18 protein-coding genes and 2 pseudogenes are annotated in these 18653 nt (G+C 68.7%); 13 read left to right on the forward strand and 7 right to left on the reverse strand.

Going from position 1 to position 18653, the window contains the following annotated elements:
• Positions 1-230 precede the first annotated feature (230 nt).
• Positions 231-692, reverse strand: coding sequence for a hypothetical protein (locus KUM44_RS34545; RefSeq protein WP_254390538.1), 462 nt, complete (start codon positions 690-692; stop codon positions 231-233).
• A 58-nt stretch (positions 693-750) separates the two neighbouring features.
• Here KUM44_RS34545 and KUM44_RS34550 point away from each other — a divergent pair, with 58 nt between their 5' ends.
• The 4 genes and pseudogenes from KUM44_RS34550 to KUM44_RS46150 all read left to right on the forward strand — a co-directional run bounded on the left by KUM44_RS34550 (position 751) and on the right by KUM44_RS46150 (position 2894).
• On the forward strand, positions 751-1005 hold the full coding sequence (locus tag KUM44_RS34550; protein ID WP_217213708.1) for a hypothetical protein: 255 nt from the start codon (positions 751-753) through the stop codon (positions 1003-1005).
• Positions 1006-1171: 166 nt separating this feature from the next.
• Positions 1172-1744 (forward strand): GNAT family N-acetyltransferase, encoded by a 573-nt coding sequence (locus KUM44_RS34555; protein ID WP_217213709.1) that lies wholly within the window; start codon positions 1172-1174, stop codon positions 1742-1744.
• 128 nt (positions 1745-1872) lie between these two features.
• Positions 1873-2529, forward strand: a pseudogene (locus KUM44_RS34560) (IS5 family transposase); the annotation flags it as partial.
• Positions 2530-2684: 155 nt separating this feature from the next.
• A complete protein-coding gene (locus KUM44_RS46150; protein WP_254390540.1) occupies positions 2685-2894 on the forward strand; it encodes a hypothetical protein in 210 nt (69 codons plus the stop codon).
• Between the two features lie 72 nt (positions 2895-2966).
• On the opposite strand, the gene KUM44_RS34570 is transcribed toward KUM44_RS46150, so the two are convergent.
• The gene (locus tag KUM44_RS34570) at positions 2967-6701 is read right to left on the reverse strand and encodes a helix-turn-helix domain-containing protein (RefSeq protein ID WP_217213710.1); all 3735 of its coding nucleotides are present in this window, start codon (positions 6699-6701) and stop codon (positions 2967-2969) included.
• A gap of 287 nt (positions 6702-6988) precedes the next feature.
• Between KUM44_RS34570 and KUM44_RS34575 the strand changes: the two genes are divergently transcribed.
• Both KUM44_RS34575 and KUM44_RS34580 read left to right on the forward strand, forming a co-directional pair.
• A complete protein-coding gene (locus KUM44_RS34575) occupies positions 6989-7429 on the forward strand; it encodes a hypothetical protein (RefSeq protein ID WP_217213711.1) in 441 nt (146 codons plus the stop codon).
• A 522-nt stretch (positions 7430-7951) separates the two neighbouring features.
• Positions 7952-8215: a helix-turn-helix transcriptional regulator gene (locus KUM44_RS34580; protein ID WP_217213712.1), complete on the forward strand. Its 264-nt coding sequence runs from the start codon at positions 7952-7954 to the stop codon at positions 8213-8215.
• 246 nt (positions 8216-8461) lie between these two features.
• Here KUM44_RS34580 and KUM44_RS34585 read toward each other — a convergent pair whose 3' ends face one another.
• Both KUM44_RS34585 and KUM44_RS34590 read right to left on the reverse strand, forming a co-directional pair.
• On the reverse strand, positions 8462-9205 hold the full coding sequence (locus tag KUM44_RS34585) for a hypothetical protein (RefSeq protein WP_217213713.1): 744 nt from the start codon (positions 9203-9205) through the stop codon (positions 8462-8464).
• 186 nt (positions 9206-9391) lie between these two features.
• A complete protein-coding gene (locus KUM44_RS34590; protein WP_217213714.1) occupies positions 9392-9598 on the reverse strand; it encodes a hypothetical protein in 207 nt (68 codons plus the stop codon).
• Between the two features lie 176 nt (positions 9599-9774).
• On the opposite strand from KUM44_RS34590, the gene KUM44_RS47755 reads away from it, so the two are divergent.
• Complete coding sequence (locus KUM44_RS47755) at positions 9775-10545, forward strand: hypothetical protein (RefSeq protein ID WP_374202102.1); 771 nt, start codon at positions 9775-9777, stop codon at positions 10543-10545.
• Here KUM44_RS47755 and KUM44_RS34595 read toward each other — a convergent pair.
• Positions 10502-10618: pseudogene (locus KUM44_RS34595) on the reverse strand (transposase); the annotation flags it as partial. The gene KUM44_RS47755 and the pseudogene KUM44_RS34595 sit on opposite strands and share 44 nt — an antisense overlap.
• Before the next feature lie 157 nt (positions 10619-10775).
• On the opposite strand from KUM44_RS34595, the gene KUM44_RS34600 reads away from it, so the two are divergent.
• Both KUM44_RS34600 and KUM44_RS34605 read left to right on the forward strand, forming a co-directional pair.
• Positions 10776-11168: a nuclear transport factor 2 family protein gene (locus KUM44_RS34600; RefSeq protein ID WP_217213715.1), complete on the forward strand. Its 393-nt coding sequence runs from the start codon at positions 10776-10778 to the stop codon at positions 11166-11168.
• 475 nt (positions 11169-11643) lie between these two features.
• Positions 11644-11877 (forward strand): hypothetical protein, encoded by a 234-nt coding sequence (locus tag KUM44_RS34605; RefSeq protein WP_217213716.1) that lies wholly within the window; start codon positions 11644-11646, stop codon positions 11875-11877.
• 652 nt (positions 11878-12529) lie between these two features.
• Here the strand turns inward: KUM44_RS34605 and KUM44_RS34610 are convergent.
• Positions 12530-12715: a hypothetical protein gene (locus tag KUM44_RS34610; RefSeq protein WP_217213717.1), complete on the reverse strand. Its 186-nt coding sequence runs from the start codon at positions 12713-12715 to the stop codon at positions 12530-12532.
• A 58-nt stretch (positions 12716-12773) separates the two neighbouring features.
• On the opposite strand from KUM44_RS34610, the gene KUM44_RS34615 reads away from it, so the two are divergent.
• The 3 genes from KUM44_RS34615 to KUM44_RS34625 all read left to right on the forward strand — a co-directional run bounded on the left by KUM44_RS34615 (position 12774) and on the right by KUM44_RS34625 (position 15860).
• The gene (locus KUM44_RS34615; RefSeq protein WP_217213718.1) at positions 12774-13574 is read left to right on the forward strand and encodes a maleylpyruvate isomerase family mycothiol-dependent enzyme; all 801 of its coding nucleotides are present in this window, start codon (positions 12774-12776) and stop codon (positions 13572-13574) included.
• Between the two features lie 433 nt (positions 13575-14007).
• Complete coding sequence (locus KUM44_RS34620; RefSeq protein ID WP_254390541.1) at positions 14008-14799, forward strand: IS5 family transposase; 792 nt, start codon at positions 14008-14010, stop codon at positions 14797-14799.
• Between the two features lie 170 nt (positions 14800-14969).
• The gene (locus tag KUM44_RS34625) at positions 14970-15860 is read left to right on the forward strand and encodes an IS701 family transposase (protein WP_254390542.1); all 891 of its coding nucleotides are present in this window, start codon (positions 14970-14972) and stop codon (positions 15858-15860) included.
• Positions 15861-16241: 381 nt separating this feature from the next.
• Here KUM44_RS34625 and KUM44_RS34635 read toward each other — a convergent pair whose 3' ends face one another.
• Positions 16242-16424, reverse strand: coding sequence for a hypothetical protein (locus tag KUM44_RS34635; protein ID WP_217213719.1), 183 nt, complete (start codon positions 16422-16424; stop codon positions 16242-16244).
• Between the two features lie 240 nt (positions 16425-16664).
• On the opposite strand from KUM44_RS34635, the gene KUM44_RS34640 reads away from it, so the two are divergent.
• Positions 16665-18602 carry a hypothetical protein gene (locus tag KUM44_RS34640; RefSeq protein WP_217213720.1) on the forward strand — a complete coding sequence of 646 codons (1938 nt, stop codon included), beginning with the start codon at positions 16665-16667 and terminating at the stop codon, positions 18600-18602.
• Positions 18603-18653 lie beyond the last annotated feature (51 nt).

Genomic DNA, 18653 nt, shown 5'->3' on the forward strand with positions numbered 1-18653 from the left:
TGACCGACTATTCAACTGTGGCCGGTCCCCGAGGAAGCCAGTCTGTTGGTGACCTTGTGTGATCGCCTGGGGCGTATCGGCTCCATGTCCCGCCGGTCTCTCTGATGAGGCGGCTGGTGGTCTTGTCGTGGTAGCCGAGGGCGTCCGCTACGACGGGGCCGGGCAGTTCGAGGAGTTGCTGTCGGATGGCAGCACCGCAGGCAGCGGCGGCTGGGACCCCGAAACCTCGTTCAAGAGCGCAGACAGGTGGTCGGGGCGAAACGGCTGGCCCGCCCGGCGCCCGGGGAAGAGCCAGCAGGATGCAGGGTTGGTAGAGAGGGTGCGTCGACAACGGCGGCTCTGCATTGCCCAGCTGAGGAAGGCTCGCAGGCAGGTGCGGCTGTGCTCGGTGTTCCGGCCCACCAGGCGTCGATGTCGTTCTGCCCGCAGGACGCGGGGGTGCTGTTGCGCTTGCCGAGCCATTGCAGGAATGCGGTCGCGTACTTGATCTGCTCGGCGGCGAACCGTCGGACGCTGGGTGTGATGTGGCTTCGCTCGGCGCGGGCCCGCAGCCGAGGAAGGACACGCCAGGTCGCGAAGAGCTTGATCGTCTTGTCGTGCCCGGGGTCGGCAATGCGGGCCAGATGCCCGGGAAGCCAGCGTTGGAAGGAACACAGGTACTTGTCGACCGCGGGCAGGACTCCGCAGGTCATGCGGAGTTCTTCCAGGTGAGCGGCGGCCCCGCCAGGGCTGAAGCTCCTGGAAGGCGTCGTGCGTCAGCGGGATCTCGCCGAGGCCGAGCCGGCGCAGCAACTGCGAGGCGTTTCCCGGCTGGCCGCGGCGTATCTCCAGCCGGGCCAGCCCGCTCCTGGGCTGGTCCATCGCCACCAGCAGGTCGAACGGCGGAACCAGCGCAGGGTGGATGTGTCCGGTGCCGCCGTCCAAGAGCGCCGTGAGGCCGTCGGAGCGAGTGCAGCGTTCACACAGTCGCCCGCCCAGAAGCTTGCCCTCAAAGCCGCAGCGTGAGCAGTCGAAGGTCTTGACGTTCATGGCGGGGTCGTCGGTGGGCATGCCGAGGAGTTCGTGCAGTTCGCGGACCCGGAACGCCTGGTCGGGGTGCTGGTTGAAGGGACCGGACCGGGATCGAATATTCGGTGTTCTGCCCGCCCCATGAGGACGCAACATGGTGCGCATGACTTTGACCACCCCCATACTGCACACCGCTCGCCTGCGACTGCGACCCTTCACCGACACCGACGTGGATCCCCTCTTTGCACTGCACAGCAGCGCCTACGTGCTGCGCTACTGGGACTCCCCGCCGTGGAACGAACGGGCTCGAGCCGACCGCTTCATCGCGACGTGCCGGAAGATGGCGGAGGAAGGCACCGGGGCGCGGGTGGCCATCGACCGTGCTTCTGACGGGGCCTTCGTCGGCTGGTGCGGTCTGACAGGATGGAACCCGGACTACCGCAGCGCGTCGTTGGGCTACGTCCTCGGCGATGCGATGTGGGGCCACGGCTACGCGACGGAGGCTGCGCACGCCTTGCTGCAGTGGGCATTCGACACACTGGACCTGAATCGAGTTCAGGCCGAGACCGATACGCGCAACGTGGCGTCTGCCCGGGTCCTGGAGAAGATCGGATTCGTGCGCGAAGGGACGTTGCGGGAGGACTGCGTCGTGAACGGCGAGGTGTCCGACTCGTGGGTGTTCGGGTTGATCAGGCGAGAGTGGCGGCCCTCGGCCGTGCCGATTCCGGTCCGCTAATGGGTCGTTATGCCTCTTCTCTCTCGGTTGATGATCGCTCGTTCGTAGTACTGATCGCCGGGTGGGCTCGCCGATAGGCATGGACATGCTGGGATGCGGGGCATGGGGCGAGCGCGTATCCGAGCGACTTGTCGGACCAGCAGTGGGCGTTGATCGAGCCGGTGATCACGGCCTGGAAGCAAGAGCGGGTGAAGCGGTCGGCGACCGGCAGCACCAGGTCCTGTGATCTGCGGGAGGTCGTGAACGCGATCTTCTACCAGAACCGGATGGGCTGTCAGTGGCGCTACCTGCCTAACGATCTGCCGGCCTGGTCGGCGGTGTTCTACTACTTCACGCTGTGGCGTGAGGACAGACTCCACCAGCACATTCAGGAACTGCTGCGCTGTCAGGTGCGGGAGAGTGCCCGCCGATTAGAGGACCCGTCCCTGGTGGTGATCGACACCCAGTCCGTGCGCGCGGCCGCCGCGGCACCGAAGACCACGACGGGACCGGTCGCGAACAAGAAGACGCTGGGCCGTAAGCGAGGGCTGGCCGTCGACGTCCTGGGATTGATCACCGGCGTGGTCGTGCTGGCCGCCTCGGCTCACGACAACGCCGCCGGCACCGCGCTGCTCGACCAGGCGGCGACGCGGTGCGGCAACCGCCTGGAAAAGGCCCTGGTGGACCAGGAGTTCAAGGACGAGGTTGTCATCCACGGTGCGCTGCAGGACATCACCGTCGAGATTGTCCGCCGCAACCGCGAGGATCGCGGCAAGGGCTTCGTCCCGCAACCGAAGAGGTGGATCGCGACCAGTCGGCAACCCGGGCCTGCGAGCTACGCGATCAGATCGAACACCTCACCGCTGCCCTCGCCGAGACCGAGGCTCGCGTTGCGGACCTGACCACCACGCTCAAGGTCATCGCCGAACGCCTACCGGCCGAGGCGGGACCCGTACGGGAGATGTCCACCGCCTACCAGCAGATCGTGCACGCCTTCAACCAGCACCCCGACCAGGCGTTCCGGGTCCGCGAACTGCACGAACTCCTCGGCATGCCCACCGACGCCCCCGCCATGAACGTCACCCGCAGCCGCCTCCGACGCCTCACCCGCCAAGGCTTCCTCGCTCAACCCGGCGAGATCGCTACCAGAAACGGACTTAACGACCTCTAAGGCTGCAAAAAGCGCGAACTGGCGCGAAACCTAATCCCGGACCAAACACGAAACCCAGGACCAAACGCTCAGTCAACACGTCTGCCGGTAGGGCAGATCTGGAAGATACGTCGTCCAGTCCTCCCTTGAGAGGCCTGAGCCCGCACGGGCGCACAGGCGGCGGGCAAGCTGCGCGGGCGCGAGGTCATAGCGTTGGAGCGTGACGTGTGGTCCGCTGGCATACAGCGTGGTTCCATCGGGGCCGAAGGCGAGGGCGTGGACCGCGTCGCCCGGCGTGAGGAGGGCGGTGCCGAGGCGTTGGGCGGAGGGCACGTCCCAGAGCTGGATGGTGCCGGTGTTGTCACCGACCGCGAGGATGCGGCTGTCTGAGGAGAAAGCGAGCGTGGTCAGGTCACCGACGGAGTTGGCGCTGGGCCCTGGGAGAACGCGGATGCGTTTGTGCAGGTTGCCGTCCCACAGGGTGACCTGGCCTCCGAGGTCGCCGACCGCGAGATAGGTCCCGTCGGGGCTGAAGGCCCACGTGGTGGCGTCGTCGTTGCTGAGCACCCGGTTCCGCACCGGCCCCGACGGCAGGTCGGCAACGTGCTCCCCGGACACCAGCTTGCGGCTGTCATGGCGGAGGGCTCCGACGGTCCCGGACGTGCCCGGCAGCGTTCCGATCTTCTTCTGCCGGTCAACGTCCCACAGTTCAGTCCTTGTCCACTGTGCCGGGGACCGGGTGATCAGCAAGGTGCGGCCGTCTGAGGTGAGGGTGAGGCCGCTGATGTCGTCGGCGTCGGCCTCGGCTCGTGGGACGGTGAAGGCTGCGTGCTTGCGGTGAGCGGCCGCGTCCCACACCGTGATCCGCTGCGGGCGGGGAGAGCCCTGCTCGGCGTCGCCCCATGCCTCGACGTAGGCGAAGTACCGGCCGTCGGCGCTAAGCGCCATCGGGGCCTCGCAGTTTCCCGCGCCGGCGGCGCATGGTGTGCCTGGCGGAGTGGATATGACTCGGCCGGTGAAAGTGTCCAGCAGACGGAACTGCGGGGTGGTGTTGCTGTTCAGGACAGCGAGTGTCCGCCCGTCGGCGGCGAACAGTGCTTGTTCGTTGGGGCGTTGGCTCCACGGCGAAGTGGCCGCTCGGCCAAGGCTCAGGGTGTGAACGGCCGTTTCGCTGTTGTTGAGGTAGCGCAGGGCGTTCCCGGCGAGATCAAGAACGTACTCTCGGGGTGACTCGTTGGTCAGCTCATGACGGAACACGGGGGCGTCCGGGGCCGAGAGCCGCCAGAGCCGGAACTCGTCCTCGGTGCTGGTCGTGACGGCGAATCTGCCGTCGGTACTGAGCGTGAAGGTGTACGAGGACTGTGTGTCCAGCTCCAGTTGGGGAAGTTCCTGGCCCGAGCGGAGATCCCATCTGCGGATTCCGGAGGCTGTGGCAAGCGCAAGCTGCCGACCATCAGGGGAGAACCAGCTCTGACTGCAGGACACATTCCCGATCCGGTCCGCCCAGGGAATGACCGAAGGTTGTCGTGAGACGAGGTCCCGGACCTTCAGCGGACGCTTGTCCACACATGTCACCAGCCACCGGTCGTCCGGGCTGACAGTCTCGGATCGAAACAACTCGTCCGACCGCAGGTTCATCCTGACGAGTTGTCGACGGCTGCGCAGATCCCAGACCTGTATGACGGGCATGTCCTCGCTCTCGTCCGTCACCACAAGGGTGTGTCCGCTCAGGCTGAACGCCGCGGCCAGTGGCGTACTCGCAATCCGTGCGATAACGCGCCTGGCGGGTATGTCCCATACCTGGACGTCGTTCTCCTTGAGCACAGCGAGCCGTTGTCCGTCCGGGCTGATGACGACGGCGTCATCCCCCAGCAGCGCGCCTGGGCCTGGGTACGTGTGCGTCACCCGACGTGTCCGCATATCCCACATCCGGATCTTGTCGGCAGTGACAGATACCAACGTCCTCCCATCCGCGCTGAGTTGGCGCTCAGCGGCCTCGGAGTCGGTGTCGGGGACGGTGAAGACGCTCTGTTCCTTCTGGACCGTGCCTGCGAGCAGTGCGGACCGTGTTTCGGTGGTGTCCGCGAGGCGCCACGCCGCCACGCTCAGCCGCATCGCCTCAACAGGGTCGGAAAAACGCATGCTGTTAGCGACGTTGGCGATACGGCGGGCCTCGGCCTCCACGCGCCGCCGGTCGCTGGTGCGGTTCTGCTGCCCGGCGATGACGCCCGCCAGGAGAGCGAGCACCACCACAGCGGACAGTGAGCCGACAAGCATGCGCAGCCGGCGTGCGGCCCGGGTCGCCGCCTGCCGCTCCTGATCGCGTGCCGCGGCACTGGCGGTGAGGAAGTCCGCCTCCAGCACGGTGAGGGCAGCGCTGCGTCCGGGCGAGGCGAACGCCTCCTCGGCGGCGGCCAGACGGGTGCCGCGGTACAGTGCGCCGGGGTCGCGTCCGAGGTCGCCCCAGGCGTGGGCCGCCTCGGTGAGCCGGCGGTGAGCGCGCAGGCGTTCGCGGTCCTCCTCGATCCAGCCGCGCAGCCGGGGCCAGGCGGAGATCAGGGCCTCGTGGGCGAGATCGACGGTGTCCTCGTCGAGGGTGAGCAGCCGGGCACCGGCCAGCCGGTCCAGGACGAAGGCGATGTCGTCCTGGGAGGCGGTGCCGAGGTCGAGTTCGCTCCGGTCGACTGGGCGTCGGGTGTCCTGGGAGCCCTCGCCGGGGGCGATCAGCCGCAGCAAGATCAGCCGCGCCAGGTCCGCGTGGTCGGGGGAGAGCCGGGTGTAGATCTCCTCGGCGGTCTGTGCGATCGCGCCGTGTACGCCGCCCGCCGCCTCGTATGCCTCCATGGTGAGCACCCGGCCGCGGCGCCGTCGCCAGGTCTCCCGCAGTGCGTGGGAGAGCAGCGGCAGGCCGCCCGGCTCGCCGCCGATCTCCGTCACGAGGTGGGCGGTCAGCTCGCGTTCGACGATCAGTCCGGCCGACTGCGCGGGCCTGACGACGGCCTGGCGAAGCTCGGCCGGGCTCATGGGCCCGACCATCAGGTTGGCTTCCCGCAGGGCGTCGGCGAGCTCGCGGTGCTCGGCGCAGCGTCCGTAGAAGTCGGCGCGTACGCCGAGGACGACGCGTAGTCGGCTTGCGGGCTCGGCGGCGGTGAGCAGGCGGGCAAGGAAGTCGGCCCGCTCGCCGGTGTCGCGGCAGAGGGTGAAGATCTCCTCGAACTGGTCCACGATCAGCCAGGTGTCCTGCTCGCCCGGGGCTGGTGCGCACACGGTGTCGTGGGTGCGCAGCGGGTGCTCGCCCGGGGTGAGGATCCGCACCGCCGCCGGCCGGTGCGGTCCGTCGAGGCTGCGCAGGCGGGGAATCAGCCCCGCCCGCAGCAGGGATGACTTGCCGCTGCCGGATGGCCCGAAGACCGCAAACACGCGATGCCGTGTCACCGCGCGGACCAGCGCGTCGGTCACCTCGTCCCGGCCGAAGAAGAGCTCCGCATCGCCCACGTCGAACCGGGCCAGGCCACGGTAGGGAGCAGGGGCGGTCTCGGCCGCCACCAGGTCAGCCGCCCGTGCCTGCTCCGTGACCGCCTCACGCCAGCGTCGCTCCCACGCCTGCTCCTCGCCGCCGCACGCCCGCACATATGCCAAGGCAACCGGCAGGGAGGGCAGTTGCTCTCCTGCGGCCGCTCTCGACAGGGTGGTGACCGAGACCTCCACCTGCCGGGCCATCTGCCGATAGGTAATCCCGCCCGCTTCCTGACGCAGCTTGCGCAACTCGAACGCAAACCGCTGGACCGGCCCCAGCCCCGGATCGAGGTCCGCCTCCGGACGCCCCATACCGCTTCCTCCCCGTGCCGCCCCGTGACCAGCAGCGGCGTCTCATCCCAACACGCGCCCCACCACCGCGAAAGACACCATCTCGCCAACCCAAGTCTGTGACCTGCTTTGTTTCACGCCCGGGACACGGCTGTGCAACAAACCAAAACCCAGTGAACTCGATCCAGGACGCCCCCAGTGGCCGTCCTGACGGAGAAACAGGTGATTGAACCGCCACGGTTCAAATAGCCCGTGGACACACGGCCCCAATCGCAAAACGCCGCAACAATCAGAGGGGAACATCAATTATGCCTTTCCTGCGTACCCGCACCCGCACGCGCTCTGCGGCACTTGGCGTTGCCATTGCCGCGACGACAACACTGTTCGTCGGCGGCACGGTTCAGGCCGCCCCTGCACAGACCAGCCAGTCGGACATATCCGTTCAGGGATACATTCCTGGCAAGGATGTAGTGGTCGGGCAGTGCAAAGGGTGGCTGAACAAGAGGACGTCCGACGGATACGTCCAGGCCCTCGGACAGTCGTGGAACAACCATGAGTGCCTCTTTGTGTTGCAGCGCAAGCGGGTGGGATCCGGCGGTTACGACTGGAAGGCCGTCTCAAACGCGTACTGGATCCTGAACGCCAAGAAGGCGACCGGATACCACTGGAACGGAACAAACGCAGGCTCTCGCGTCTGCCTGTGGAATTACACGACCGGTGGTTCGGCCTGTGGTGACGCCGCCTGGTAGAAGCCGGCAGACGTACGACAGCCCGTCCTGTGACCGTACCTCGAGTCCTCTAGCGATCGAACGGCTTCTGGAACGCGCCATCAACCACCTGCCCGTCCTGATCACGGACACCATCGCTGAGGTGAGCGCCTGACCGCAGGGCCAGTACAGCAGCACGAAGCCCCGGGTACTGAACCCGGGGCTTCTCTGCTGGGGTTCACCGGTAGCGGCGGTCGCTGCCCCCAGGCATCCAGTTCGTCGTCCCACACCGCGCCCAGGAGGCGCGGGGAGGTCTTGAACGGCTCGCAGATCACCAGGCTTTCGGGCTGGCCGACCAGTGCGTACCGGCCGTGTGAGGCGGGCACGCTGCCCGGCCCGTATGCGCGCAGCGTCTTCTTCAGTCGCTCGCGGTGCCGGTCGGCGAACGCCTCCAGGCGCCGCGCGTAGTCGGCCCGCTCTGCCCTCGCGGGACTCTCCGTACCGCCGCAAATAGGGAAGGGGTCTGCGCTGTCAGGGCAGGGGTCTGCACCGTCCGATGGTCGGATGACGATCTTCCCGCCGCCGGACCCCGACCCGACGGCACTCTGGCAGGCCCTCGCCCGGCACCGTGCCGAGCGAGGCTGGAGCTACGACGAGCTCGCCGCCCGCAGCGGTCTCTCGCGCCGCCCCCTCATCGAGGTCGAGCAGGGGCGCACCATCGGATCACTGGGCACCTGGCACGCCCTCGCCTACGCCTTCGGCATTCCGCTGGGTGAGCTCCTGGATCCCCTTGGCACGGGTCATGAGCGTCCCGGATCCGAGCGCTGACCTGAGGGCGCCAAGGCCCGCCCGAAGGGGGCGCGGCGTTCGGGCACCTGCGCCAGATTCGAGTGTCTGATCCTTTCCTGTCGCTGCCCACAGGCGAGGAAAAGTCGCAGGCCGGGGCGGACGGCGGGTCGTTCTCCCGAATCTGCCAGGTGCAGACATGTTCTGTGTCCGCCCGCGTGGCTTGGGCGGTTCCACGCCCGACCGTCGCGCACGTCGGCGCTGCGGCCGGGTACGCGCGAGAGGTCATTACCAGGGGGCGTTGCGGAGCACGGGCGCCTCGCCTTTCGCGGGCGTGCGGGGTTGGAGCTGGCCGAACCAGATGCGGTAGGTGAAGGGGAGGCACGTGATTCCCGGGACGCAGAATGCGAGCCACACCAGCCACGTGGGAGGGAAGTAGCTGGGTAGGGGCCAGGCGTCGTGGAACAGGGCGCCCATGCACACGTCCATGAGTACGACGAGTGGCGGGCCGATCCGGGTCGCCCCGGCTGTCCAGTCCAGTCGGCCGCCGCCCCAGTACGCGGCAAAGATCATGCTGAAGCCGACGTGCGCGGGGATGTAGAGCCAGCCGGCCCACCCTTCGCCCAGTCCGTTGGAGTAGGCGACGCCGACCGTGGAGGCGGTGATGGCCAGCAGGTAGAGAATGCTGACTGTGGTGAGCAGCCGCCGGACCTGCCACTTCACGACTGGTTTGACCAGGATGTAGTCCCGGCGGTCCGGTGACCTGCCGCCGTCCGACGGCTCGGCGTCCCCCGTGCCGGTGTTGGTGTTGCCGAGGAGTGTGGTGGGGTTGGTCCCGGCGGCCACGCAGTCCTGGGCGCGCTGCACGAGGTCGGCCGCCCGCTCATAGACGGCGGTGTCCGCTCCGGGCTGGGCTGCGCGGACGCTGACCGCGTGCCGGGTTCCGTCCAGCCAGTGGGCGGCATCATCGGTGTCCAGTTCGGGGGCGGCCCGGACGGCAAGGGGCAGCAGCTCGTCGGGTGCGGCGGCCACGGCACGGTGGGCGCCCTCGGCTAGCGCGGGATCCTCGGTGCTGACACGGGCGACGACGTGGAGGGTCTGGGTGCGCTGCGCGGGCTTGAGGGTTTCGTGCTGCAGGAACTGCTCGACGAATTCGTGCCCGCTGTCGGTCTCGACCTCGGTGAGCAGGGCTGCCGCCAGCGGCTCGCCGACCGAGCCTCAGTGGGCGCCGTCGGTGCTGGGGTAGGCGGCGGTCAGGATGTCATCCAGCGCGGCGAGGACTCGCTGGTCGGGCGGAGCCGAGGGGCCGTAGCCGCTGTGATGGGCGTCGTACCCGGCGCGGATGACGGCCTGCCCGTCGCGGGCGGTGGCCGCCCCTGCGAGGAACTGGGCGGTGATCAGGCTCCGGATCAGCTTGGTGTTCACCGCACCCTGCGGAAGACGGGCCTCGGCGATCTTGCGTTCGCCGCCGCGGGCGCGTCCTTCCTGTAGCCCGGATATCCGCGGGCACCCTGGCTGCCACGCCCGAGCTGCCCGACCCTGACAACCCGGCCTGGCGCGCGGCTCTGCCCCGGCTGCCCAGCGAGGCCATGCGGCACGACATGGCCGAACGGCTCGGCTCCGACGCGGTCCGCGCCGTCGGCCTGCTGAGACCGCTCGCCTTCGCGGAGGGCCAGGGCCTGCCCTGGGAGGACCTGTGGGCGCCACTTGCGAGCGCGTTGTCGGGGCGGACGTACACCGACGACGACATCATGTGGCTGCGGCACGCGGCAGGCGCGTACGTGGTCGAGGCCACGGAATCCGGTCACTCCGCCTACCGCCTCTACCACGAGGCCCTGGCCGAACACCTCAGGGCGGACGTGGACGCCACCGAGGCGCACGCCCGCATCACCCGCGCCCTCGTCGCGCGCGTCCCCCGCGCCCTCGACGGCGGACGTGACTGGAGCCGCGCCCACCCCTACACCCGGCGGTATCTGGCTGCCCACGCAGTACGGGGCGAGGTGCTCGACGTGGTCGTGACGGAGGCCGAGTTCCTCGTGCACGCCGACCCCGACGAGCTGATGTCCCACCTGCGCGAGGTGCGGTCCGGGCCCGCCTATCGGGCGGGGGAGATCTACCGCGCGTCCTTCGGCGCGCACCGCCGCGAGGACCCGAACGAGCGCCGCCGCATCCTCGCCCTGGGATGGCCCCGGAACTGCCGGTCACCCTCGACATGCCCGGCAAGGTCGCCGACTTCCTTCCCACGACCGAGCCCGCCAACGAGCCGCGAGCCCCGCCGGGCACGGAACAGGCCAACAGGATCGGTGGCACGGCTTCTTACCGGTCCGGCCCGAACACCGACGGCAACTGCCGCCAGGTACAGCCCCAGGTAGCCACGAAGATGATCGCAGCGAGCGTTTCGCGGTCACCCGAGTGAGACGCGCCACCGACGCCTCGAACGGGAGCGTCTTTGTCCAGAGGGAGCCCGCGCGCAGGTGTCGCAGGTCGCCACGGCTCCGGTTGCGCCCGATCGGGTAGGCGGGGCCGGCCGGCCCGGTGTGCCTGCGGATGCCCATCCAGCTTCCGGTTACGTTCGCGGGGCCAGAGGTCAGAGGAGGCTGCGATGACTGATCACCCGAACATTGCCGTGTTTCAGCGGGCCATGGCCGCCTTCGCGGCAGGCGACATGGAAGCGTTGGCGGAGGTGTTCCACCCTGATGTGGTGTGGCACAACCCCGGCCGGAGCTCGTTGGCCGGCGAGTACCACGGTCGTGAGGCCGTCTTCGCTGCGTTCCAGAAGGAGTTCCAGCTCTCCGGGGGTACGTATCGGCCACAACTCCATGATGTGCTCGCCAACGACCAGCACACGGTCGCCCTGCTCCACGTCACGGCCTCGCGTGAGGGCAAGGAGCTCGACATGGACTACGTGATCGTCTTCCACATCCGAGACGGAAGGATCACCGAGGGTTGGGCCCTGTGGTCCGATCAGAAGGCGTACGACGAGTTCTGGTCGTAGCGACACAAGACCCGCTGCGGTTGGGAGTATCGGAGTGCTCTGGTCGCGGATTTGTTGGACGATCTCGCCGACACTGGCCCCAACAGTGAACCTTACGAGCAGCTGGCCATCGCATACCGTGACCTGCGCGAAGCCGCACGCCTGCTCACCACGCACTGCCGCGCTTGGAGCGGAGCCGGAAAGCTGGCTCTGCGGCAACCCGCGTGGCGAACGCAGGCCGTGTGCGATGACGGCGTCGGCTTGGGCGTGGTGGTCATCTGACGATGCGTCGTCGCGGGCCCTGGCGGTGCTCCACAAACATCAGGGGTGTGCTGGGCGCAGGTCAGAGCTCCGTGCCGTTCGGTCAGCTGAGCAGCCTGCTCAGTAGGCCTTCGCCTGCGTCTTGGTCAGAACTCTGTGCGGCCGGAGTCTCGGGTCGGTCGGGAATGCCTCCGATTCGGTTCACGCCGTGCCTGGGTGACGAGCTCGGCATTTCATGTCCGACCTGGTCTGGCTGGTCGTTCCCGGAAGCGGATTGAACGATGATGCCGCTGTTCTCTTCGTCCTCGGCGGTGGCTGGGCCAAGGGCGCCGAGGACTGCTGCGGCAGCCATGGCGGTTACGGTCAGGAGGTTGCGGATGCGCATGTGGGGCGTTCTCCGTTCGAGTGCGGAACATTTGGACAGGGCCGTTATCATCATCAACAAATTTGGGCTTTTTCGGCCCAATGAGCCCATCTGTGGGCGAGGCGTCCCATAAAGCGAGTGGACTGTGGCGGGGGAGTGCCGGCCGCTGTGCTCGTGCGTTGATGCGCCACCCGGCGGACGCAGCCTCCGTCTGTGCGCGCAGCTCGTCCTCGCTGCGCCCGGTGCGGTTCCGCCTCGTTGGCCACGGTCGGCAGGGGCAGGCCCTCTGCCGCGGAGGCGGGAGGGTTCGCCGCGAACGGTGCGCGGCCGGCCTGATGCGTGGGTGCCATGCCGCCCGTGATGCCGTTCGCGCGGGCCTGACGTCAGCCGGCGACACCGTAGCAGCAGGTGCCCGCAACATCACGGCCGTGTTCTCGCAGATCTAACCACCTCGGTGACGATCGCTTGCACTAGCACGTCGTTGACCTGCCGGGCAGTCACGAGGCCGCGATAGACAAGCACCGTCATTGGCCGCACACAAGAGCCGCCATAGCCCGACCAGGGTGGCTGTCACGCAACTTGGGACGATGGCCGCGACTCCTGCATTCACCTTGAGATCGGCTTCGGCGGCGGTCAGTAGGTCATAGTCCCCGTAAGTGGCTGTTGTTGTTCCGAACTTGAGGAGTGCTGGTCGAACGGGAGTCACCTGAACTCCCGACCCGACCGGTCCTCCTCCGCCGTCGTGACCTCCGGTACATCACATCGAGCGGCAGTACGACCGCGCGCACCGGGTGGACGTCACGTCGCCGAGGTGCCCGGCCGCGCGGCGAGGCCAGGGCACCCACAGGCACGACGCCTGGCGTACCGCCACCACCAGCGTCCTCGCAGCAGTGCGCAGCTTGTCACCCGAGCGGTGGGAGGCGAGGACGTCCGCAGTAGCCAACCGGCGGCGACTGTGAAATCGCTGTCCGATCACCGGAGCACGGTGATAGACATCCGGCGTGGAAAAGAATCTTGAGTTCCCTGGCCTGCTGCGACTGATCGACGAACGGTCGACCGCATTCCGCGCCGCGGTCGCCGCCGCGCCCAGTCTTGACGCACAGGTGCCCACGTGCCCCGGGTGGACGCTGTTCGATCTGGTGAAGCACCTGGGTGGGGGAGACCGTTTCTGGGCCGCCATCGTCGGTGCGGGGCCTGCCGACGCTCCCCCGGCCGAGGCCGCCGCTGCGCGTGCCGCTCTGGTAGCGCCGCGGGAGCGTGAGGCCCTGCTGGCCTGGCTGGCCGCGTCGACGCAGCTTCTGCTGAGCGCCCTGCGCGAGGCCGGACCGGAGAGCGGTTGCTGGACGTGGTGGCCTGCGTCGCAGTCACCGCCAACCTCCGGCGGTGTCGCCCGGCACCGGGTCCAGGAGACCGCGGTGCACACGTACGACGCCCAGCTCGCCTGGGGCGCCCCGCAGCCGCTGCCGGTCGAGGTGGTACTCGACGGTGTGGAGGAGTTCCTGTTCACCGTCTGCGGAACGCCGAGTGCTTGGCCGCACAAGCCCACGGCCTTCGACTTCCACGCCGCCGAGGGCCGCTCCTGGCGCCTCACGGTCGACGGCGACGGCGCACGCTCCACCCGCATCCCCGCGCCCACTGCCGCGACCGGCGAGGACTCGGACGCAGCCGGCGCCTCCATCCATGGCACGGCCAGTGAGTTGGTCCTCTACTTGTACGACCGGATCCAGGCCGATTCCTTGCACGTTGACGGAGATGCAGGGCTGCTCGACCTGCTCCGCGCCTGGGAGCCGGAGGAGAAGTAGGACGTAGCGGGGGCGGTTGGCCGGGCCTCGAGCCGGTAGGACACGATTCTTCGCCGGGTTCGTCAGTCGCGGCACCGGGCTCGAACCCGCGAGGCGGCCTCGGGGCGTCACCAAGCCGACCGTCTACCTGGGGGGCAGTGCGAGTTTGTCCGTCCCAGCGATCATGAGAAGCGACGCGACTGCCGTCGTCCCGATCTCGTCGAGAAGTCAGTCGATCGGGTGACTGCGGCGGCTGCCGTGCATGAGAGCAGGGCCTCTTGGTAGCTCGAAGGGTGTCGAATCCAACGTGCGGTCCAGGAGGCCCTGTTGTCGCATTTCTACGGCAACGCGGGAGTTGGGGTCCACTTCGGCCACTCTCGCGTGTGACTGTCTGGCTCACAGGTTCGGGAACGCCAGAGACCACGGGGTGCGCGAGCGTCGGTATCCCACCGACATGTCGGACGCCGAGTGGGCGGTGGTCCGGCCGCTGCTGCCGGTGCCGGGCTCGCTGCGGGGCCGGGGCGGGCAACCGGAGGCTTATTGCCACCGCGCGATGCTGGACGCGATCCGCTACCTGGTCGACAACGGCACGAAGTGGCGGGCCATGCCTGCCGACTTCCCACCGTGGGACCGGGTCTACGCGTTCTTCCGGCGCTGGCGCAACCACGATCTGGTCCGCGAGTTCCACGACCGGCTCCGCCGCCTGGTCCGCGAGCGGGCCGGGCGGGACTCGGAGCCGGGCGCGGGCGTGATCGACTCGCAGTCGGTCAAAGCGGACGCGGTCGTCGGCTCTGACAGCCGCGGCTTGGACGGCGGCAAGCTGATCAACGGGCGCAAGCGGCACGTCGTGGCCGACACCCTTGGCCTGCTGCTCTCGGTGATGGTCACCGCAGCGGATGTGGGCGACCGCGCCGCGGCCCAGGTCCTGCTCACCCAGGTCACTGCCGCGCACCACCTGCTGGCCCTGGTCTGGGCCGACGGCAGATACACCGGCAGCCTCGTCGAGTACTGCCTCGCGGCCCTCGCCCTGGTCCTCTCCATCGTCAAACGCAGCGACGATATGCGCGGCTTCCTCGTGCTGCCCAAGCGGTGGATCGTCGAGCGGTTCTTCGCCCACTTGATGCGAAGTCGCCGTCTCGTGCGCGACTTCGAGCGTTCCATCGCCAGCGCGGAGGCGATGGTCTACTGGTCGATGACGATGCTCATGACCCGCCGCGTTGCCCGGCCACGTCCTTCGGGAGCGTGAATCGGCCAGGTGCCGGCTCGATCAGCCAGCCGCGCGCCGTCAGCCGCTTGGCCTTCGATCGCAGTGCCTCCACCTTTCCCGGTAGGGGGTCCAGGCCGAAGCAGACGGCCATCTCCTGGCACGTCAACGCTCCTTGACCGAGTCGGTTACGGTCGCTGAGGGCCTGCAGGATGCGCCGGGAGCTGTATCTGCCCAAGTCCTGGACCTCGGATCCGGACCGCTGCGCAGGGGCGAAGATTCCCGACGAGCGTGCGTTCGCCAAGGGCGATCTTGCGAAGGCCGTCATCATGCGGGCCCTGGCCTCGCCGCTGCCGATCGCCTGGGTGACCGCCGACTCGGCCTACGGCCAGGAGTGGCGGCTGCGCCGCATGCTGGAGGAAACCGGCGTCAGTTATGTCCTGGCCGTGCCGAAGTCCCAGCACGTGCACGCCGTCGGCCGCATCGACTTCGCCATCGCTCAGGCCCCCGAGGACGCCTGGGAACGCCACTCCTGCGGGGCCGGCGCGAAGGGGCCGCGCGTCTACGACTGGGCGGCAGCGAGGCTACCCGCGATCGACGACTTCGACGGCGATGCGCCCACCCACGACCGGTGGGTGCCGGCCCGCCGCAGCCTGGCCCGCCCGGACGAGATCGCCTACTACCTTGCCTATGCGCAGGTCGGTACCCCCGTCGCCGAACTGGTACGGATCGCCGGGACGCGCTGGGCGATCGAGGAGGCTTTCCAGGCCGCGAAGAACGAGTGCGGCCTGGATCAGTACGAGGTCCGCCGGTATCCGGGCTGGTACCGGCACATCACCCTGGCCATGCTCGCCCACGCCTTCCTCGCCGCCATGGCCGCCGGGGCGGAAAGGGGGGCCGCAGAATCGGTTCCGGCGATCTCGCCCCGCTCACCGTGGCGGAAATCCGGCGACTCCTGGCAACTGGCCGCAACGCACGCCGCTGTCACTACCGCCGCAGCACCCGAAGTCACGAACTCCCGCCACCTGACGGCACATCAGTCAAGTACACTCTCGAACACGCCCCTGACCAGCAGGAATAGCGAACTGCAACTCGAGTACTAGATGCTTCCGGGCCTGGAGAAAACGGTGCCATCACCGCCCTGTTGGAGTGCCTGATCGCCGAAGCTGCCCGCCCGGGCAAGACAGACCTATTACTGGTCAGCGTGGACTTCACGATCGCCCGTGCTCACCATGACGCAGCCGGTCGCATGGACCGACGCCTACGAACGAGTCGCCAACTCCCGGGCACGCCGTGAGGCGAAGCACCCACATTGAACTGCAGGAACCCCCTTTCAGCGAGTAGCCAGCACGGCGGAGGTGAGGCGATCGACGGCCGCGCATGCGCGCTCTGTTCCGCTCCCGTCGACGTGGTGATGGTCTCCAGCGTGAGCCAAGGGGCTTCGGAGCTGGTGTCAGGGTTGGCATGGTGCCGTCCGGGCATGGTCAGCGGTAGGCAGCGACGGCGGCGAAGTAGATGCCGAGGCCGGTGGCCGCGGCGAACGCGCCGGTGAGGATTGCGTCGGGGATGCCGGCGCCGGATCGGTGGGCGAGCAGTCCCGCGCTGATCGCGACGTTGAGGGCCACGGACAAGGCGAGCAGCAGGGACAGGATCTGGAGCAGACTCATTGCGTGCACTCCCCTGGATGAGGCCGGCGCCCCGGGTGAATGGGTGCGGACTGGATGAAGTCCGACGCTGGCCGTCCAGGTGGGCTGTCCAGCAGGGGTCTGGCGCGGATTGGACACGTCCTGGGTGAACCGGCCGCTGGCCGCCGGGGGTGCAGGACAGGGCGGAGCGAAAGCAAGGCGCGTGTTCAAGGATTCGATCCAGACCCCCAGCGCTGTGCACAGAGACGGAGGGAAGCGGGGATGACGGAGCACGGGACCGGGGCACGGGAACCCGCCTTCGCCGACCTGATGTCCGAACTGGCCTCATTCCGCAACGGCCAGCTACTGCGTCGGCCCTCGGACCGGATCCTGGCCAGGGCTGCCGGAGTCAGCCCAACCACGATCGGGGACTGGCTGCGCGCGGACCGCTTTCCGCAACAAGTCGGTCCGCTGCTCGCCGTTCTACGGGCGCTGCGGGGCCAAGCCAACCTCGCCGGACTGGCCGATGACCAGGCGGCGGCTGCGCTGCTGGACCCTAAACGCTGGCGGCGTGCTTACCAAGCCGAGGCTGATCGGCGTGCGTCGGCCACGCGCGTCGCGGTGCAGGCCCAGCAGGGACAGACCGTCCTGGAGCGGATGCGGCCGGGCTGGCCGCTGAGCGAGGTGACCGACCCGCTGCAATTCGAGGTGCACCGCGCGATCGACTCCCCGATCGCCGGCCTGCCCGTGCTGCCGCCGTATGTGCGGCGCGCGCATGACCGGGAGCTGGGCGAAGTCGTGGCGCGGGCGGCCGCCGGTACCAGCCAGATCGCGGTGCTAGTGGGCGGGTCGTCGACCGGCAAGACCCGCGCCTGCTGGGAGGCCCTCAACCTGCTGCGCGAGCGGGACGACCCGTGGCGGCTGTGGCATCCCATCGACCCCACCCGGCCCGAGGCCGCCCTCGCCGAACTGAAGGACATCGCACCGTACACGGTGGTGTGGCTGAACGAGGCTCAGTTCTACCTGGCGGACGGCACGGTGGGTGAGCGGGTCGCCGCGGGGCTGCGCAGCTTGCTGCGTGAGCCGGGACGAGGACCGGTGTTGGTGCTGGGTACCGTCTGGCCCGGTCATTGGTCCACCATGACCACCCCGCCCGCCGACGCGGCGGTTGACCCGCATGCCCAGGCCCGTGCGCTGCTCACCGGACACGACGTGCCTGTCCCCGAGACGTTCACGGACACCGAACGACAACTCCTGGCCCGTGCATCCAAGGACGATCCGCGTCTGCAGCAGGCCGCCGCGCGGGCTGAGCAGGGTCAGATCACCCAGTATCTGGCCGGCGCTCCCGCACTGCTGGACCGCTACCGCAGCGCCCCCGCTCCCGCCCGGGCTCTGATCACCGCTGCCATGGACGCCCGGCGCCTGGGCCACGGTCCGGCCCTGCCCCGCGCGGTGCTGGAAGCAGCCGCCGAGGGATACCTTACCGACGCCCAGTACGACCTTCTCGAGGACGACTGGCTCGACCGGGCCCTTGCCTACACCGCCACGCCCGTGCACGGCACCCGCGGACCACTGTCCCGCATCCGTCCCCGCCCCGGCCATCCCCATCCTGCCCAGCCCTCATATCGCCTCGCCGACTACCTCGAACAGCACGCTCACACCACGCGCCATGCCACTCCCGCACCGGCCGCCCTGTGGCACGCCTTGATCGACCACGCCCCTCCCACCGACCGCATCACCCTCCAGCGCGCAGCCGTCGAACGCGGACTGCTGCGTACCGCCGCCGGCTTCGACGCCGTTACTGTCTCCGCGCCCGACATCCAGAGCGCGCAGCTGACAGGCGAAGAACTCGTCTGGATCGAGCAGGACGCCACACGCATCCCCACCCCGGCGCAACTCATGGACGACCTCCTCCCGGCGTTGAAGAAGCTCGGTCGGATGGAGCAGGCGATCAGGAAGTACCAGGCCCTCACCGATACCGACGACAACTTCGATTGGCCGTGGATGGCAGCTCGGCTGCTGGAGGAGGTGGGGCGGGTGGAGGAGGCCATGAGCTGGTACTTCCGCGCCGCCGAGGCCGGTTCCCCGCGCGCTCTGTCGGCGGCGGTCTGGATGCTGCGAAAGGCAGGGCGGCCGCAGGAGGGGGTCCGCTTGTATCGGTTCGGATGGCAACCAGATGGTTCGATCGCCGTTCCGTGGAGTGCTCTGCCGAAGCGGTAGAACACCCGACCGCCGCAGTCGGACTATGGACCGGTGCCCGCAGATTCGCGG

It is taken from the genome of Streptomyces sp. AC550_RSS872 (assembly GCF_019049285.1).
Lineage (GTDB): Bacteria > Actinomycetota > Actinomycetes > Streptomycetales > Streptomycetaceae > Streptomyces.

Coding starts and splice junctions, on each gene's coding strand:
- KUM44_RS34545 (WP_254390538.1), bottom strand. CDS start 692: ATGACCTGCGGAGTCCTGCCCGCGGTCGACAAGTACCTGTGTTCCTTC.
- KUM44_RS34555 (WP_217213709.1), top strand. CDS start 1,172: ATGACTTTGACCACCCCCATACTGCACACCGCTCGCCTGCGACTGCGA.
- KUM44_RS46150 (WP_254390540.1), top strand. CDS start 2,685: ATGTCCACCGCCTACCAGCAGATCGTGCACGCCTTCAACCAGCACCCC.
- KUM44_RS34570 (WP_217213710.1), bottom strand. CDS start 6,701: ATGGGGCGTCCGGAGGCGGACCTCGATCCGGGGCTGGGGCCGGTCCAG.
- KUM44_RS34575 (WP_217213711.1), top strand. CDS start 6,989: ATGCCTTTCCTGCGTACCCGCACCCGCACGCGCTCTGCGGCACTTGGC.
- KUM44_RS34580 (WP_217213712.1), top strand. CDS start 7,952: ATGACGATCTTCCCGCCGCCGGACCCCGACCCGACGGCACTCTGGCAG.
- KUM44_RS47755 (WP_374202102.1), top strand. CDS start 9,775: ATGGCCGAACGGCTCGGCTCCGACGCGGTCCGCGCCGTCGGCCTGCTG.
- KUM44_RS34600 (WP_217213715.1), top strand. CDS start 10,776: ATGACTGATCACCCGAACATTGCCGTGTTTCAGCGGGCCATGGCCGCC.
- KUM44_RS34605 (WP_217213716.1), top strand. CDS start 11,644: ATGTCCGACCTGGTCTGGCTGGTCGTTCCCGGAAGCGGATTGAACGAT.
- KUM44_RS34620 (WP_254390541.1), top strand. CDS start 14,008: ATGTCGGACGCCGAGTGGGCGGTGGTCCGGCCGCTGCTGCCGGTGCCG.
- KUM44_RS34625 (WP_254390542.1), top strand. CDS start 14,970: ATGCGCCGGGAGCTGTATCTGCCCAAGTCCTGGACCTCGGATCCGGAC.
- KUM44_RS34635 (WP_217213719.1), bottom strand. CDS start 16,424: ATGAGTCTGCTCCAGATCCTGTCCCTGCTGCTCGCCTTGTCCGTGGCC.
- KUM44_RS34640 (WP_217213720.1), top strand. CDS start 16,665: ATGACGGAGCACGGGACCGGGGCACGGGAACCCGCCTTCGCCGACCTG.